This window comes from Paenimyroides marinum, from assembly GCF_900108395.1.
Classification (GTDB): Bacteria; Bacteroidota; Bacteroidia; order Flavobacteriales; family Flavobacteriaceae; genus Flavobacterium; species Flavobacterium marinum.
Genome location: NZ_FNXE01000032.1, coordinates 1 through 14,774, shown reverse-complemented (window position 1 = coordinate 14,774; position 14,774 = coordinate 1). Strand labels below are relative to the sequence as shown.

The window sequence follows — 14,774 nt, the reverse complement described above, 5'->3', positions numbered from 1 at the left end:
TATAGAATATGTTAACAGTTTCAAATTTATCTGTTCAATTTGGTAAACGCGTGTTGTTCGATGAAGTAAATGCAACATTTACGCAAGGAAATTGCTACGGAATTATTGGTGCAAACGGTGCCGGAAAATCTACTTTTCTTAAGATTATCGCCGGTGATATTGATCCAACTTCCGGACACGTAATTTTAGAACCGGGCAAACGTATGTCTGTTTTAAACCAAAACCACAATATGTTTGACGAGCATACCGTTTTGGAAACTGTTTTAATGGGAAATAAAGTGCTGTTTGCTGTTAAAAAGGAAATGGACGAATTATATGCCGATTATTCTGATGAAAATGCCGATAGAATAGGCGAGCTGCAATTACAGTTTGATGAAATGAACGGATGGAATGCCGATTCTGACGCCGCTTCTATGCTATCGAATTTAGGTATTTCTGAAGATTTACATTATACGTTAATGAGCGAGGTGGAACCAAAATTAAAAGTCCGCGTGTTATTGGCACAGGCTTTATTTGGTAATCCGGATGTTTTGGTAATGGACGAACCTACCAACGACCTGGATTTTGAAACCATTGGCTGGTTAGAGAACTTTTTGGCAAATTACGAAAACACCGTTTTAATTGTATCGCACGACCGTCACTTTTTAGATGCCGTTTGTACGCATATATCGGATATTGATTTTGGAAAAATCAATCATTTTTCCGGTAATTATACGTTCTGGTATGAATCTTCTCAGTTAGCCGCCAAACAACGTGCACAGCAAAACAAGAAAGCTGAAGAGAAAAAAGCCGAATTGGAAGAATTCATCCGTCGGTTTTCTGCCAACGTAGCAAAATCAAAACAAGCTACATCGCGTAAAAAAATGATCGAAAAATTAAATGTAAACGAAATCAAACCATCATCACGTCGTTATCCTGCCATTATTTTTGAGCAAGAGCGCGAAGCCGGAGACCAGATTTTGAATATCCAGGGATTAGCTGCGTCAGCTGAAGGAGAAACGTTGTTTAAAAATGTTGATTTTAACATGGCAAAAGGCGATAAGGTAGTGGTCTTCTCAAAAGATTCGCGTGCAACAACCGCTTTTTATGAAATATTAAACGATAATTTAAAAGCCGATGCAGGCACTTTTGAATGGGGAATTACAACCACACAATCTTATTTACCGGCAGATAATCACGATTTCTTTACAGAAGATTTAACTTTGGTTGATTGGCTACGTCAATGGGCTAAAACCGAAGAAGAACGTGATGAGGTATATGTACGTGGCTTTTTAGGAAAAATGATTTTCTCAGGTGAAGAAGCATTGAAAAAAGGTTCGGTTTTATCGGGAGGTGAGAAAGTACGTTGTATGATTTCACGAATGATGATGATCAGAGCAAATGTATTGATGTTAGATGAACCAACAAACCACTTGGATTTGGAATCAATTACAGCGTTTAACAACTCGTTAAAAAACTTTAAAGGTTCGGTGTTGTTAACCACGCACGATCACGAATTTGCACAAACAGTTGGTAACCGTATTTTGGAATTAACACCAAACGGAGTGATTGACCGTTACATGACATTCGACGAATATTTAGATGACCCAAAAATTAAAGAATTAAGAGAAAAGATGTATTCTTAATTTACTTATTGTCATAAATTTATTGAAGCGGTTTCAGAAATGAAACTGCTTTTTTGCTATATTTACTTTTTAAATCAAAAATATAGTATGAATAAACAATTACTTTTCTTTTTACTAATTCCGTTTTTAGGATTTTGCCAAATACAAATAGGGCAGGATATTGATGGTGAAAATATAGGGGATATGCGTGGGGATACTTTGTCTCTCTCGGGAAATGGAAAATCATTGCTATATAACATACTTGCTATTGATTTGGAATAGTGCCAAGAAGGTGTTTTAAATCAATATGAAAAAGTAAAAAACGAATTGGATTTTACGGATAAAATTTAAAGGTAGTATTGATATTTAATTAACGATTCGTTTTTAAAAAACATAGAAACCCTTATGTTTAATTTAAAGATTATTTTTTTTATTAATGGTATTCATTCCGTTGTATTTCTACCATAATTAATGTGCAATTTTTAAAAATTTACCCTATAATAGAAGGCCGATATTTCTAAAAACTTTCTTTTTCTAACTCTCTTAAATATTCAAAAATCAAATTACTTTCGTAGCCTTTACGCATTAAAAAATCAACCCATTTGTGTTTTTTCTTTTCTAAAGAAGGTTCGGTAATGCTTTGCCATTTCTTTTCGGCTAAAGCATAAAAATTGCTTAAATAGTCTGTTTCTATTTCTTTTAAGGCTGTTTTGATATTATATGTTGAAATATCTCTGAATTTTAACTCTTGTTCTATTCTGCGTTTTCCCCAATATTTGAATTTATGTTTGCCTCTTGCAAAGCTTTTAGCAAATCGTTCTTCGTTTAAAAAGCTGTTTTCTGCTAAATGATTCAAAATATGGTCGATTGCTGTTTGATACATTCCCAACGATTTTAGTTTAGAAATGACTTCTTTATAACAGCGATCCTGATAAGAACAGTAATATTCTAATTTTTTTATAGCATCATTTACAGAAAGTCCTTTTTCATTCATCACACAATCCCTATTTTTTTATGGGTTTCGCTGATTGCCCGTTCATTTTTTTCATCAATCCATTCCTGACCTTTTCTTTTGCGCATAAAATTATCGAAATGGCGCATGATTCCTATATTATAAATCGCTTTTAAAAGAAACTTTGGGTTTCTTGGCAACGCACGTAAACTCATAGAAAAACTCGGAGTTAAATATTTCATATAATGCCAGTATCCTTCGGGCATATACATCATTTCACCGTGGTTTAATTCACAAACATAGCCTTGTGCCTGTTTTAACGCCGGAAACTTTTCAAAATCGGGATGGTCAAAATCTATATCTTCTCTGCAAATCAAAGAATGGGGTATTTTGTACATATATTTTGTTTGATCTGGGGGAAAGATGATACACCGTTTTTTACCGTGAAAATGAAAGTGTAATATGTTTGAATAATCAATATCAAAATGCATGAATACCTTAGAATTTTCACCTCCGAAAAACAACATGGGTAATTGCTTGATTAATCGTAAGCCGATGTTGGGCCATTTAAAATCATTTTTTAAAGTAGGTACTTCCTGCATGATGTTGTAAAGGAAAATACGGTAACTGGTAGGTTCTTTTTCTAAAAGATCAATATAATCTGCCATTTTCATTTCGGCATGGGCTTCATTAAAACCATCTTCTGCACGAACAGGACGGTCATCATATAAAGGTACAATTTTATCGCCTGCAATGTTTTTAATATAATTTAAATGCCACTTTTCGTAAGCCGGCCAGTCTTCTGTTAATTGTTCTACTACGACAGGAGTTTGCGTTTTTACATATTTTTCAAGAAAATCTTTCTTTGAAATCGTTTTAACGCGTTCAATAGGTTTTAGATTTAATTGTTGCATTGTAGAATTTTTTTCTTGACGACAAATTTACAAAATGTTAATCATTAGGTTTCTTTTTGATAAAAGAAAATCCTCTATGTTAAGATGATTTTATGATTTACCATAGAAATTATGTGATCGTTTAATGATTTAATTTTAAACTGTTATCTTTGCAGTCAACGAGAATTTCTCTCTCAAAAAAAGAACAAATGACAATAGAAAACAATTATGTAGTTGCAGTAAACTACAAACTTCATACAATTGAAGCAAACGGTGAAAAAGTATTTGTTGAAGAAACCAATACAGAAAATCCTTTAACGTATTTGCACGGTGTGGGAATGATGATTCCAAAATTTGAAGAGGAATTAAATGGTCTAACCGTGGGTGATAAAAAATCGTTTACCATTACACCTGAAGAGGGATACGGATCAATTGATCCAAACGCTATAGCTAATTTGCCTCTTGAAATGTTTAGCGAATCGGGACTTCCGCCAGTTGGTGCAATGCTTCCGTTAACAGATGATCAAGGGAATCAATTTCGTGCGGTTGTTAAGGAAGTAAATGATGCCGGAGTTATAGCTGATTTAAATCACCCAATGGCAGGTAAAACATTAACTTTTGATGTTGAAGTTATTGCTGCACGACCAGCTACTGACGAGGAATTATCTCACGGTCATGCCCACGGAATTGACGGTACTGAATCACATTAATAGTTAATGCCCAATGAAAATTGGGCATTTTATTTTATAAATTATCATGCTAAATCCGATAAATCTGTTTCGGGATTTAATTCTATGGGAGTCTGATTTTTACGGAATAAACGGGCGGTTAAAGAACCTTTTAACGTGATTTTTTCATTGCGTACTTCTAACCAACTTCCTTCTCTTAGTCCTAAAACAGGTTGTGTGTTAAACGCATGAAATTCATTAATGCGGGTTTCTCTTGTTTCGCCCATGTGCGTAGAGCCTTCAACAGGATCCAGATAATGTGGGTTAATGTTAAACGGAACCATACCCAATGTTTGAAAACTTGGCGGATAAACAATAGGCATATCGTTTGTGGTTTCCATGGTTAATCCGGTGATGTTACTTCCTGCCGAACATCCTAAATAAGGAATTCCTGTCAACAAAGCATTTTTTAAAACAGACATTACTCCTTTTTTATACAATTGCTTGACCAATAAAAAAGTATTTCCGCCACCGGTAAAAATCCCTTGTGCATTATTAATCGCCTGTACAGGATTTTCAAAAGTGTGTAATCCCACAACTTTTTTTCCTATTTTTTCAAAAGCACCCGCAACTTTATTGGTATATTCATCGTGTGAAATGCCACCCGGTCGTGCATAAGGAATAAAAATAACGGTATCGGTGTTTTTAAAATGTTCTTGCAGTGTGGGCAATAAATACTCTAAATATCCCAAACCATAAACAGTTGACGTACTTGCAATGATTAAATTTTTCATTAGTCGATATATAAAAAACAAACTTATCTATTTAACAATTGTTTACCAATACGCTATTCTTATTTTAACATATTAACAGATACTTTTACAGCAAATCAAATAAATAGTTATGAAATACGCTTACTTTTTGCTGTTTTTTATTTCTGTGGCAGCCGTGGCACAAACCAGATCAGAATATAAAATGCGGTTAATGGTTAACGAAATCAGTGCATTACCGTTAACAGTAATTAATAGTTCAACAAACGAAACCGTTAAAACCGATGTTGCAGGTTACTTTGTGATGCAAATTCAGACAAGCGACGAATTGGTGTTACAAGAAAACGATCTGTATCAATTACAATATCAAATAAGAGCGTCTGATTTACAAAATACGTTAATTCGCATTTATCCGCAGCCGTTAACAACCGTTTTAGAAGAGGTTAAGGTGAGTCAAATCACAACAAAATCTTTAGGAATTGATACAGAAACGGTATTACTCAAAGTACAGCAACCTAATCCTAATATGGATTTTAAGGCGATGTTTTTGTGGTTGTTGAAAAAGTTAAGAAAACCACCGGTTGATTTGGGGAGAAAGCCTTATGAAATGAATCCGTATGTTGCGGGATTACCAAGAAACGTAATAACCGATTATTTGAAAATACCTGATACGTTAGTTGAAAAATTTTATTATTTCATGAATGATGATTATGTGATTGACCAATACATTAAAAATGATGACGAGGCAAAATGGAAAATCCATTTGTTAGATAAATCATTTGAATTTTTAGAGCAGGAAAATGCAACTGAGCGTTAAATTCGTGATAATAGATTTTGTACTGCTAAAAGAATCAATAGTTTTGTATTATGAATAGAATCATTACCCATATATTAATTCCCTGTTTTGTACTGCTTGGTGGCGTGGAAACATATGCTCAAAAAAAGACAGTTTTAGGTAAAATTGTTGCAAAAACACGCGATTTAGAAGGTATTTATATTAAAAACATCAGCTCAAATACTTCTGCACAAACACAAAAAGGAGGGTATTTCTCAATAGAGGCCAATCCAAACGATACGCTGATTTTTTCGGCAGTACATTTAATAGGTCGTAATAAAGTACTTTCTTATGCCGATATGAATAAATCACTGGTTTTTATTCCTATGGAATATGCCGAAAATATTTTAGATGAAATTGTGATTGACCGCCGCATTACAAGTGAGAGTTTAGGTTTTGGTAAGGTGGTAAGACGCACCACGGCACAACGAAATTTGCACAGAGCCACTTCGTCGGGCGGAGGAATTATTCCGGTAGATTTAATTGTAAATGCCATTTCGGGTAGAACCAAAATGTTAGAAAAAGCCGTAGAATTAGAACAGGAGCAATTATTTGTAGAAAAACTTTTAAGTAAATTTTCATCTGAATTTTATACCAATAAATTAAAAATCCCGGAGCAGTACCACATGGCATTTGGTTATTTTCTGGCACAGGATCCCATTATTGTAACATCGTATCAAACAGTAGAAATTACACAGCTTAACATAATGTACACAGAAAAAGCGACCGAATTTTTAGAGATTCTTCGCGTTTTAAAATAATAGTTTTATGTAACTTTGCTTTAAAATATTAAAATGTATTTAAATTTATATATAAGTCCGCTTATTTTTGGCATTGGTGGGGGAGAGATGGTGTTAATCATGCTTGTAATCCTGATGCTTTTCGGTTCTGATAAAATTCCCGAAATGGCACGTGGACTAGCACGAGTAATCAATCAGGTGAAAAATGCGTCGAATGATATCAAGTCTGAAATTACAAAAAGTGTAGACGAATCAGGTATTGTAAAAGATATAAAAGACGCTGTTGATGTGGACGATATTAAAAAACGCATCGGTATTGACGATATTAAGAAAACCGTCAATCTTGATTTAGATCAATACAATCCGTTAAATGATGTGCAACAGGAAATTAATAAGGCAAAAGAAGACATCGAAACAATGACCGGACCAATAAAACGTCAAAAATAATGTTGGAAAACATCATTAGCAAAGATCAGCAACTGCTGATTTACCTGAACAATCTGGGAACCGAATTTTGGGATCCCGTTTTTATGTACATTACACATCAAATAAACTGGTGGCCGTTTTTTTTGGTATTGATTTTTCTATTGCTAAAAAAAATTTCCCTTAAACAATTTGGCTTATTAGTACTGGTATTGGCTTTGTTTTTTTTATTTACCGACCAAACAACCAATCTGGTAAAAAACACTGTTATGCGGTTGCGTCCGGTAAACGAATCGTTAGTGGAACCTTATTTGAGGATATTGACGAAAAGAGGAAGTTTCAGTTTCTTTTCAGGACACGCGTCTAATTCAAGCGGAGCTACTTTAATTATCTTTTTAATCTTGCGGAAATATTATAAATACGCCTGGCTTATTTTCTTTTTTCCATTGCTATTTGCCTATACGCGTATTTATCTGGCACTGCATTATCCGTTAGATATTTTATGTGGATATATTTTTGGCATTTTATCAGGATTTTTATTCTATGTTATTTTCAGATATTTTAATAATAAATACCATTTAAAAGATAAACAACAAAAAAACGCTTTCTGGTAGAAAGCGTTTTTTTTTAAACAGTAATATCTGCCTGCCAGTATTCAAATGTTTTTATCTGGTTGTTACTCAGTTTAATATCGTATGTAATCTTATCAGTTTTTAAAATAGAGAAGGTTACGTCTTTTTTAAACAAACCGCCGGCATATGACAGTGTATGGTATTCACCATTTTCTCCGCAAACATCTACATCATCAGGAAATAAATCCATTGTATCTTTATCCAGATTTTTCCCAATAAAAGATTGATCTAATTTGTTAGCCTGCGTAACAATTATTTTTGCTTTAATTCCTGATCTTAAGAAATCATCCATAATATCTGCAGATGATTTATTCCATAGTGGTTCTACAACCTCAATGCCCAGTGGATTTAATTTACTTTCTCTATAAGTTTTTACATCTTCTAAAAAAATATCACCAAATATAAAATGTGTAACGCCTTGCTTTTTAAAATAAGCAACAGTTTTGCTCATTATACTGTCATAATTTGATAAATCTTTTGCAAAAGAAACAGTATGAAGAGGAATGCCAATACTATCAGCCTGTTTTGCCAATATCTCTGCAGGGATAGAATGGACTGATGAAGTTAATGTCTCTTCATTTATTGTAGTTAACAAAGCTACAACATCAAATTTATCATCGTTTAAAATTTTGTAAAGTGCCAGGGCAGAATCTTTTCCGCCACTCCAATTAAACACGGCTTTTTGTTTTTCCATTTCTTTACTTATAACACCCTGCTAACGGTTAAACCATCTCTAATAGGTAACAAAACCGTTTCTACTCTTGGATCTTCGTTTGTAATTTTATTGTATTCCAGCAAAATTTTAGTCGATTTATCGTTGGGTTTTACTTCTTCTAATACTTTGCCGCTCCACAAGACGTTGTCTGAAAGGATAATTCCTCCTTTATTCATCAACGGAACAACCAAATTCCAGTAATTAATGTAATTTTCTTTATCGGCATCAATAAAAACCAAATCGAATTTTTTATCCAGCACAGGAATAATTTCCAAAGCATTGCCAATATGTTGAATAATCTGGTTTCTTTTGCCCGATTGATTAAAATATTTATTCTGAATTTCTTCTAATTCTTCATTGATGTCAATGGTGTCAACCGTCCCGTTTTCCTGCAATCCTTCAGCCATACATAACGTAGCATAGCCGGTGTAGGTTCCTATTTCTAAAATATGCTTTGGTTGAATAATTTTAGAAAGCATACTCAAAACACGCCCCTGAAAATGACCGCTTAACATACGGGGTTGTAATACTTTTTGATGTGTTTCTTTGTTCAGCTGTTGTAATAATTCTGGTTCTTTTACCGAATGGTCAGCTATATAATTTTCTAATTCTTCTGAAATAAAATGCATAGGTTCTTTGTTTAGAGTAAAGATAGGGAAGTTTTCTCTGAAGCACCGCCTTTAGTCATTAAATAATTCTCAAAATTTCTAAACCATCAAAACTGAAAACTACTTGTAAATTGTTGTAACTTTGCAGCATGCAAACGATAAAAAAAGACATACGGAGTTTAACCAAAGAACAAATTCGTGAATTCTTTGTAATGCAAGGCGATAAAGCTTTTCGGGGCAATCAGGTTTACGAATGGTTGTGGAGCAAAGGTGCACACAGCTTTGATGACATGACCAATATATCAAAAGAAACCCGCATTTTATTAGAGCAGCATTTTGTAATAAACCACATTCAGGTTGATACCATGCAACACAGTAATGACGGGACGATTAAAAATGCGGTGCGTTTGCACGATGGGTTAATTGTAGAATCTGTTTTAATTCCTACAAATACCCGAACAACTGCCTGTGTATCGTCTCAGGTTGGTTGCAGTTTAGACTGTAATTTTTGTGCCACAGCACGTTTAAAACGCATGCGCAATTTGGCGCCCGATGAAATTTATGATCAGGTAGTGGCAATTGATCAGGAGAGTCGTTTGTACCACAACCGTCCGCTGTCAAACATCGTATTTATGGGAATGGGCGAACCGCTGATGAACTATCCCAATGTGATGAAAGCTATTGAAAAAATTACTTCAGACGAAGGTTTGGGAATGTCTCCAAAACGCATCACGGTATCTACATCGGGCGTTTCAAAAATGATAAAAAAAATGGCAGACGATGAGGTGAAATTCAAGCTGGCTGTATCATTGCACTCGGCAATCGAAGAAACCCGAAACAAAATCATGCCGTTTACCAAAAGTTTTCCGTTACCCGAACTGCGTGAAGCGTTAGAGTATTGGTACCGCAAAACCAAAAGCAAAATTACTTACGAATATGTGGTTTGGAAAGGCATTAACGATGATAAAAAAGCCATTGATGCCTTGGTGAAATTCTGCAAATATGTGCCTTGCAAAGTAAACATTATTGAATACAACCCAATCGATGATGGCGAATTTCAACAAGCCGATCCTACGGTTATCGATGCTTATATAACTGCGTTAAACAATGCCGGCATTGTAGCAAAAGTACGTAGATCGCGCGGAAAAGACATCGATGCCGCCTGCGGACAATTGGCTAATAAATCATAATTTACTTTAATTTTGTCATTCCGGACTTGATCCGGACACGAGCTTGCGAACTGACGAAGTAATCTCATTATGAATTTTTTATTGTTTAATATTTATCAATTGAAGCTGTTTCCGGCTTTCTGCTATATCTTTTGCTTCACCCAGCCTGTACTGAGCTTGTCGAAGGATTCCAAAAAAGAATACCGATGAAATCCGGGCTATTTATTAAAATTGCGTTTTTCATTTTTAAATTTTAGCTGGCTATAAATTCATATTTTAAGATACTCAAAAAAAGTTTAAAAAAAACAATCATCTTACAACCTTTTCTGTTTCTTTTGCGTCTATGTAATAAAGAGGCCAAAACAATTGAATCTAAAAACACCTTTTTCCGAGTCTGAACTAATAAATCAGGTACAAAACAATAACCGCGCGGCACAAAAACAACTGTTCGATCAGTTTTCGCCAACCATGTTAAGTACCTGCAGGCAGTACATAAAAGATCTTCACAATGCCGAAGATGTAATGCTGTGCGCCTTTATGAAAGTGTTTCAAAACATTAATCAGTACCGGAACGATGGTAGTTTTGAAGGTTGGATCCGTAAGATTATGATTCGCGAAAGCTTGTCGTTTCTTCGATCAAAAAAAGAACTCGATTTTATAGAAGATGCTAATCAGTCGGTTTTAAGTGTGGTTTCAGATCCTTATGAAGTATCAAACGATTACCAAAAACTGATTGACGATTTGCCGAAAGGCTGCCGATATATTTTTGTGTTGAGTGTGATTGAAGGATACAAACATCAGGAAATTGCCGAAATGCTGAATATTTCTGTCGGAACATCAAAATCGCAACTGGCTTACGCTAAAAAATTACTGAAACAACAAATTGAATTAATACGATAGATGATGGAGGATTTTGAAAAAGACATAAAAGATTTTTTCCAACGTCGCGAAATAAAACCATCGACAGATGCGTGGCAGCGAATGGAACATCTTTTAAACGAAGATAAACCGGTTAAACAAAAATCAATAAAGTTGTATTATCTTTTATCGGCTGCTGCATCGGTATTGTTGTTTGTTGGGTTATGGACTTTTTTTGAAAAGGATACCCAATCAATTCCCGAAACAAAGCCAATTGAGGCGGTTGTTATAAACAATGAACTACAAAAAACGGATAATGAGGTAAATAAAAATCTATCAAAAGAATCGACTGTTAAGAAACTATTTAAAACACACACACATTCAAAAAACATATCAAATGTACCACCGGCAATTATTGCAAATAAAGAACCGGTTGTTACAGAAAAACTTCCGTTAACAGAGAAAAAAGAAGTTTATCAGATGTATGATATAAAAGATGAGGTATTCATTGCAGCTCGTTCAAATGTAGAAATTACAGTTGATCCACAACGTTTATTAGAAAGTGCCGAGGTTGAACGAAAAATGAATAAAGCAATGCCCGAAGAAAAATCTATTAGAAAAGATATTGTTTTATGGAAATTGATAAAAGAAAAACATAATAATTTTATTGGAAATTTTGCTAACACTATAGAGATAGAATAATGAAAAAAGTAATTTTAACCACCGTTTTTTTATTGAGCCTTTTAAATGTTCAGGCACAAGTACTTTTTAACGATAAACGTCCGGTACAATCGGCAAATGAGTTTACCAGAAAAGTGAACGATATTTCGTATGATATTGATGTGATCATTAAAACCAATAAAGATAAATTAGCAGAAGAGTTAAGCGAAATTGAGAAAAAAGTTGCAAACAATGAGTTGACAAAAGTTGAAGCTGATAAATTACGTAACGAAAAAGCCGAGTTTTACGCCAAACAAATTGAAGACGAAACAGAAAAGCAGTCAGATAAAATAAAAACACTCATCAACAATAAAATTGAAGACAATATTAATTTTAGTTCAGATATGACGGCGTATCAAAAGCAGTTAATAGAGGATAGATCATTCTTGATGGCAGAGTACAGATTTGGTAATAGTTCTTTAATGATTGATAATTCTGTATATAAAGATTACTATACAAGCGGTTTTGTTTCTTCTGGTGGGGTTGGAATAGGAGCTAAAACACGTATTGGAAAACCAACTTCCCATATTTATTGGAAAACTATGTTCGATGCTACATTTCATTTTTTTAAAATAAACGATGATAAAACATTTGAGAATGTTAATAATGAAACTGTTTTGGTAGATATTGATTTTCCCGTAACTAAATCAAGAATGAATTTTACAGAGCTAAATTGGTCTAATTATTTAGAATATGATTTTTCGAAAAGAAAGTATGATGAATTTGGAAATCTTATTATAAAATCACGTCAGTCATTTTATGCAGGAATAGGTGGTTTTATTGGATATTCACAATTAAACAGACAGTTAGAATATGAAGTTGATGGAGAAAAATACAGACAAACAACAGCTGCAAAATTTAATTCTAATCAATTTATTTACGGTTTAGGTGCTTATGTTGGATACCAGAATTTTAGTTTAAGAACAACATACAATTTAAATACGGTATTTAAAAGGTCATTTGCTGATCAAAATATATTTAATGTAAGTTTGGTGATAGAATTGTTTTAGCAAATTTGCTCTGAAATTATTTTAAATTACTAAAATCAAAATAATATGAGAAAATCAATTCTATTTATCATTTTCTGTTTTTATACAGTTTTATCATCTGCCCAAGTTGAAATAAAAACATTAAATGCAAAACAAGTGTATGATTCAATAAAGCAGTCTGAAAAACCATCATTTGTAGCATTTTGGAATCCAAATTGTGAGGTTGGCGAAGAGGTTTTGTTGGAATATCAGACTGTAATTAATAAGTACTCACAAAAGATTAATGTCTACATTATTGGTCTTACTGATATGCATGACTTGATGCTTGAAATGTCAAATAAGGTTGGTTTAGATTATCCTTTGTACGCTTTAGGAGGTGATAAATCTCTAAATATTTTTAAGCGGAAACAAAAATTTGTGCAGGAAATTTCAAAACTTACAAATGTTGATAGTGGTGATTTCATAATGCTGTATAGTAATGGATTTGGTGATTTGGATTTTATTGTTGATACTGGAGAAATTGATTATGTCAAATTGAATTATTTATATAGTCTATAAAAAAACGTTAGAAGCGTCAAAATGAGAGGTTAGTTATTTAATAAAATGTTAAAAATGGCACAGACTTTGTGTTTACATGTAACAAATTATTAAATTACACACTAACTGTAAAAATTAAAAATACTTAAAAATGAAAAAACTATTATGTATTGCTTTAATAGCTTTTGGTTTCACGGTAAATGCTCAAGAAACAGATACGTTGACCCTTATTATCAATAATCAGGTCATTAAAACTGCTTATGAAAGTGAAACCTTAACTTTAAAAGAAAAAATAGGTGTTGTTAACCAACAGGTAGAAGAGGGTAATATTACAGAAAATCAAGCATATCAGGTGATTTCAAAGATAATGGAGCAGGAAGATGCAGAAGCAGTTGTTGAAACCGCCGAAGATTATGATTACGATTGGGGAAAAGAACAAAACCCTTTTGATTTTGCAATGGGCGTAGAAATGGATACTGTTGCAAAATATCGTACAAAAATTACCCCATACTTGGCATTTGGTGTAGGCAACGTAGCTACAGATGGAGCTTTTGCTAATTCAGAATTTGGTTATCTGCGTTCTAATTATTTTGAGTGGGGTATTGCAGTGCGTACGCCTTTCAGTAAAACCAATAACAAATGGGGAATTCGTTATGGTTTAGGCTTTAAATACAACGGTTTGGCAACAACAGATAATAAACAATTTGTTTTGAAAGGTAATCAAACTGATACTGAAATGTTAGCAAAAGAATTACGTAAAAACTATGCTTATTTAAGAAATACATACATTACCATTCCTGTTACGTTAGATTTTACAACCACCACAAAAAGTTATAACGAGGCTAATCGCCGTTTCACTACAAAAGAAGGATTAAACTTCGGATTAGGTGGATACATTGGATACAACATCAACTCAAAACAATTCATTAGATATGAAAATGCCGATGGATATAAAATATCTGAACAACAAAAAGGCGATTGGAATGTAAATGATTTCCAATACGGACTAATGGCTTATGCCGGAAAAGATAATTATAAACTGGTATTTAAGTACGATTTAAATCCGGTATTCAGTGATAACACAGTCGATCAGAATTATTGGAGTATCGGAATTCAGTTAGGTTTGTAAAAACAAAAACCAGCGTTAAGCCTACCGTCTGGACACATCTTTAAAAAGTGTATATCCCTGTAATATTGCGGAGAATTTTTGAAGTCCAATCCAAAAGGTAGTGATTCCGGGTTTTCGTTCAGAAAGATATCCTTTCCATCCTCCTAAACGAGCAATAGCCCATATATATCGTTTTAAATCAGACGGTTTATATGGGTTTTTTAGCTTTTCTGTTTTGCCCTCAAGTTGCTCAATCTGTATTTCCAAACATTCTATTTCTTGCTGTGAAAAACAACTTCTTGGGTTTACTTCTTCCTCTGTATTATAGGCAATCTGCATAATAAACAGCTTTACGATAGTTTCCAACATCATTAAAGTCAGTTTCCTGATGGCTTTTGCTTTAGAGAGTTCACTTGCTTCTATATTGAAGCCTTCCTTTTTGAGGATTCTGAAAACTTCTTCTATAATCCACCTGCAAGTATACCATTCGATACAGAGCAATGCAGTAGCAAAATCTTCTACCTTTTTTGTAGTCAGTAATCTCCAATGTATC

Annotated in this window: 18 protein-coding genes and 1 pseudogene; 13 read left to right on the top strand and 6 right to left on the bottom strand. The window is 33.7% G+C overall.

The features are described from left to right. The first annotated feature begins 8 nt into the window (after window positions 1–8). The gene (locus BLW20_RS10760) at window positions 9–1,625 is read left to right on the top strand and encodes an ABC-F family ATP-binding cassette domain-containing protein (RefSeq protein WP_091100481.1); all 1,617 of its coding nucleotides are present in this window, start codon (window positions 9–11) and stop codon (window positions 1,623–1,625) included. A gap of 87 nt (window positions 1,626–1,712) precedes the next feature. After that, the gene (locus BLW20_RS14715; RefSeq protein ID WP_177165076.1) at window positions 1,713–1,886 is read left to right on the top strand and encodes a hypothetical protein; all 174 of its coding nucleotides are present in this window, start codon (window positions 1,713–1,715) and stop codon (window positions 1,884–1,886) included. Window positions 1,887–2,121: 235 nt separating this feature from the next. Here BLW20_RS14715 and BLW20_RS10755 read toward each other — a convergent pair whose 3' ends face one another. Then, window positions 2,122–2,598, bottom strand: coding sequence for a regulatory protein RecX (locus tag BLW20_RS10755; protein ID WP_091100478.1), 477 nt, complete (start codon window positions 2,596–2,598; stop codon window positions 2,122–2,124). Then, on the bottom strand, window positions 2,598–3,470 hold the full coding sequence (locus BLW20_RS10750; RefSeq protein ID WP_091100474.1) for a cupin-like domain-containing protein: 873 nt from the start codon (window positions 3,468–3,470) through the stop codon (window positions 2,598–2,600). The genes BLW20_RS10755 and BLW20_RS10750 overlap by 1 nt, the downstream gene beginning before the upstream one ends. Before the next feature lie 188 nt (window positions 3,471–3,658). Here BLW20_RS10750 and BLW20_RS10745 point away from each other — a divergent pair, with 188 nt between their 5' ends. Beyond that, window positions 3,659–4,159 carry an FKBP-type peptidyl-prolyl cis-trans isomerase gene (locus BLW20_RS10745; RefSeq protein ID WP_091100470.1) on the top strand — a complete coding sequence of 167 codons (501 nt, stop codon included), beginning with the start codon at window positions 3,659–3,661 and terminating at the stop codon, window positions 4,157–4,159. Window positions 4,160–4,203: 44 nt separating this feature from the next. Here the strand turns inward: BLW20_RS10745 and pepE are convergent, their stop codons facing one another. Beyond that, window positions 4,204–4,911: a dipeptidase PepE gene (gene pepE / locus BLW20_RS10740; protein ID WP_091100466.1), complete on the bottom strand. Its 708-nt coding sequence runs from the start codon at window positions 4,909–4,911 to the stop codon at window positions 4,204–4,206. A gap of 109 nt (window positions 4,912–5,020) precedes the next feature. On the opposite strand from pepE, the gene BLW20_RS10735 reads away from it, so the two are divergent. The 4 genes from BLW20_RS10735 to BLW20_RS10720 all read left to right on the top strand — a co-directional run bounded on the left by BLW20_RS10735 (window position 5,021) and on the right by BLW20_RS10720 (window position 7,499). Next, complete coding sequence (locus BLW20_RS10735) at window positions 5,021–5,704, top strand: hypothetical protein (RefSeq protein WP_091100462.1); 684 nt, start codon at window positions 5,021–5,023, stop codon at window positions 5,702–5,704. Window positions 5,705–5,754: 50 nt separating this feature from the next. Then, complete coding sequence (locus tag BLW20_RS10730) at window positions 5,755–6,483, top strand: hypothetical protein (RefSeq protein WP_091100458.1); 729 nt, start codon at window positions 5,755–5,757, stop codon at window positions 6,481–6,483. Window positions 6,484–6,546: 63 nt separating this feature from the next. Beyond that, window positions 6,547–6,909, top strand: a complete 363-nt coding sequence (locus tag BLW20_RS10725; protein WP_091100552.1) for a Sec-independent protein translocase subunit TatA/TatB — start codon at window positions 6,547–6,549, stop codon at window positions 6,907–6,909. Further along, window positions 6,909–7,499 carry a phosphatase PAP2 family protein gene (locus tag BLW20_RS10720; protein ID WP_091100453.1) on the top strand — a complete coding sequence of 197 codons (591 nt, stop codon included), beginning with the start codon at window positions 6,909–6,911 and terminating at the stop codon, window positions 7,497–7,499. The genes BLW20_RS10725 and BLW20_RS10720 overlap by 1 nt, the downstream gene beginning before the upstream one ends. A 13-nt stretch (window positions 7,500–7,512) precedes the next feature. On the opposite strand, the gene BLW20_RS10715 is transcribed toward BLW20_RS10720, so the two are convergent. Next, window positions 7,513–8,211 carry a Dph6-related ATP pyrophosphatase gene (locus BLW20_RS10715; protein ID WP_091100450.1) on the bottom strand — a complete coding sequence of 233 codons (699 nt, stop codon included), beginning with the start codon at window positions 8,209–8,211 and terminating at the stop codon, window positions 7,513–7,515. An 8-nt stretch (window positions 8,212–8,219) separates the two neighbouring features. Further along, a complete protein-coding gene (locus BLW20_RS10710; protein WP_091100446.1) occupies window positions 8,220–8,861 on the bottom strand; it encodes an O-methyltransferase in 642 nt (213 codons plus the stop codon). Window positions 8,862–8,989: 128 nt separating this feature from the next. Between BLW20_RS10710 and rlmN the strand changes: the two genes are divergently transcribed. The 6 genes from rlmN (at window position 8,990) to BLW20_RS10680 (ending at window position 14,242) form a co-directional block, all read left to right on the top strand. Continuing rightward, complete coding sequence (rlmN, locus tag BLW20_RS10705) at window positions 8,990–10,030, top strand: dual-specificity RNA methyltransferase RlmN (RefSeq protein ID WP_091100443.1); 1,041 nt, start codon at window positions 8,990–8,992, stop codon at window positions 10,028–10,030. Window positions 10,031–10,375: 345 nt separating this feature from the next. Beyond that, window positions 10,376–10,909 carry an RNA polymerase sigma factor gene (locus tag BLW20_RS10700; protein WP_091100440.1) on the top strand — a complete coding sequence of 178 codons (534 nt, stop codon included), beginning with the start codon at window positions 10,376–10,378 and terminating at the stop codon, window positions 10,907–10,909. After that, window positions 10,910–11,569: a hypothetical protein gene (locus tag BLW20_RS10695; RefSeq protein WP_091100437.1), complete on the top strand. Its 660-nt coding sequence runs from the start codon at window positions 10,910–10,912 to the stop codon at window positions 11,567–11,569. Further along, window positions 11,569–12,597: a hypothetical protein gene (locus tag BLW20_RS10690; RefSeq protein ID WP_091100433.1), complete on the top strand. Its 1,029-nt coding sequence runs from the start codon at window positions 11,569–11,571 to the stop codon at window positions 12,595–12,597. The genes BLW20_RS10695 and BLW20_RS10690 overlap by 1 nt, the downstream gene beginning before the upstream one ends. 45 nt (window positions 12,598–12,642) lie before the next feature. Further along, window positions 12,643–13,134: a hypothetical protein gene (locus BLW20_RS10685; protein ID WP_091100429.1), complete on the top strand. Its 492-nt coding sequence runs from the start codon at window positions 12,643–12,645 to the stop codon at window positions 13,132–13,134. Between the two features lie 130 nt (window positions 13,135–13,264). Continuing rightward, window positions 13,265–14,242: a porin family protein gene (locus tag BLW20_RS10680; RefSeq protein ID WP_091100426.1), complete on the top strand. Its 978-nt coding sequence runs from the start codon at window positions 13,265–13,267 to the stop codon at window positions 14,240–14,242. A gap of 21 nt (window positions 14,243–14,263) precedes the next feature. Here the strand turns inward: BLW20_RS10680 and BLW20_RS10675 are convergent. Then, a pseudogene (locus BLW20_RS10675) lies at window positions 14,264–14,774 on the bottom strand (IS4-like element ISBthe3 family transposase); the annotation flags it as partial.

Coding starts and splice junctions, on each gene's coding strand:
- BLW20_RS10760 (WP_091100481.1), top strand. CDS start 9: ATGTTAACAGTTTCAAATTTATCTGTTCAATTTGGTAAACGCGTGTTG.
- BLW20_RS14715 (WP_177165076.1), top strand. CDS start 1,713: ATGAATAAACAATTACTTTTCTTTTTACTAATTCCGTTTTTAGGATTT.
- BLW20_RS10755 (WP_091100478.1), bottom strand. CDS start 2,598: ATGAATGAAAAAGGACTTTCTGTAAATGATGCTATAAAAAAATTAGAA.
- BLW20_RS10750 (WP_091100474.1), bottom strand. CDS start 3,470: ATGCAACAATTAAATCTAAAACCTATTGAACGCGTTAAAACGATTTCA.
- BLW20_RS10745 (WP_091100470.1), top strand. CDS start 3,659: ATGACAATAGAAAACAATTATGTAGTTGCAGTAAACTACAAACTTCAT.
- pepE (WP_091100466.1), bottom strand. CDS start 4,911: ATGAAAAATTTAATCATTGCAAGTACGTCAACTGTTTATGGTTTGGGA.
- BLW20_RS10735 (WP_091100462.1), top strand. CDS start 5,021: ATGAAATACGCTTACTTTTTGCTGTTTTTTATTTCTGTGGCAGCCGTG.
- BLW20_RS10730 (WP_091100458.1), top strand. CDS start 5,755: ATGAATAGAATCATTACCCATATATTAATTCCCTGTTTTGTACTGCTT.
- BLW20_RS10720 (WP_091100453.1), top strand. CDS start 6,909: ATGTTGGAAAACATCATTAGCAAAGATCAGCAACTGCTGATTTACCTG.
- BLW20_RS10715 (WP_091100450.1), bottom strand. CDS start 8,211: ATGGAAAAACAAAAAGCCGTGTTTAATTGGAGTGGCGGAAAAGATTCT.
- BLW20_RS10710 (WP_091100446.1), bottom strand. CDS start 8,861: ATGCATTTTATTTCAGAAGAATTAGAAAATTATATAGCTGACCATTCG.
- rlmN (WP_091100443.1), top strand. CDS start 8,990: ATGCAAACGATAAAAAAAGACATACGGAGTTTAACCAAAGAACAAATT.
- BLW20_RS10695 (WP_091100437.1), top strand. CDS start 10,910: ATGATGGAGGATTTTGAAAAAGACATAAAAGATTTTTTCCAACGTCGC.
- BLW20_RS10690 (WP_091100433.1), top strand. CDS start 11,569: ATGAAAAAAGTAATTTTAACCACCGTTTTTTTATTGAGCCTTTTAAAT.
- BLW20_RS10685 (WP_091100429.1), top strand. CDS start 12,643: ATGAGAAAATCAATTCTATTTATCATTTTCTGTTTTTATACAGTTTTA.
- BLW20_RS10680 (WP_091100426.1), top strand. CDS start 13,265: ATGAAAAAACTATTATGTATTGCTTTAATAGCTTTTGGTTTCACGGTA.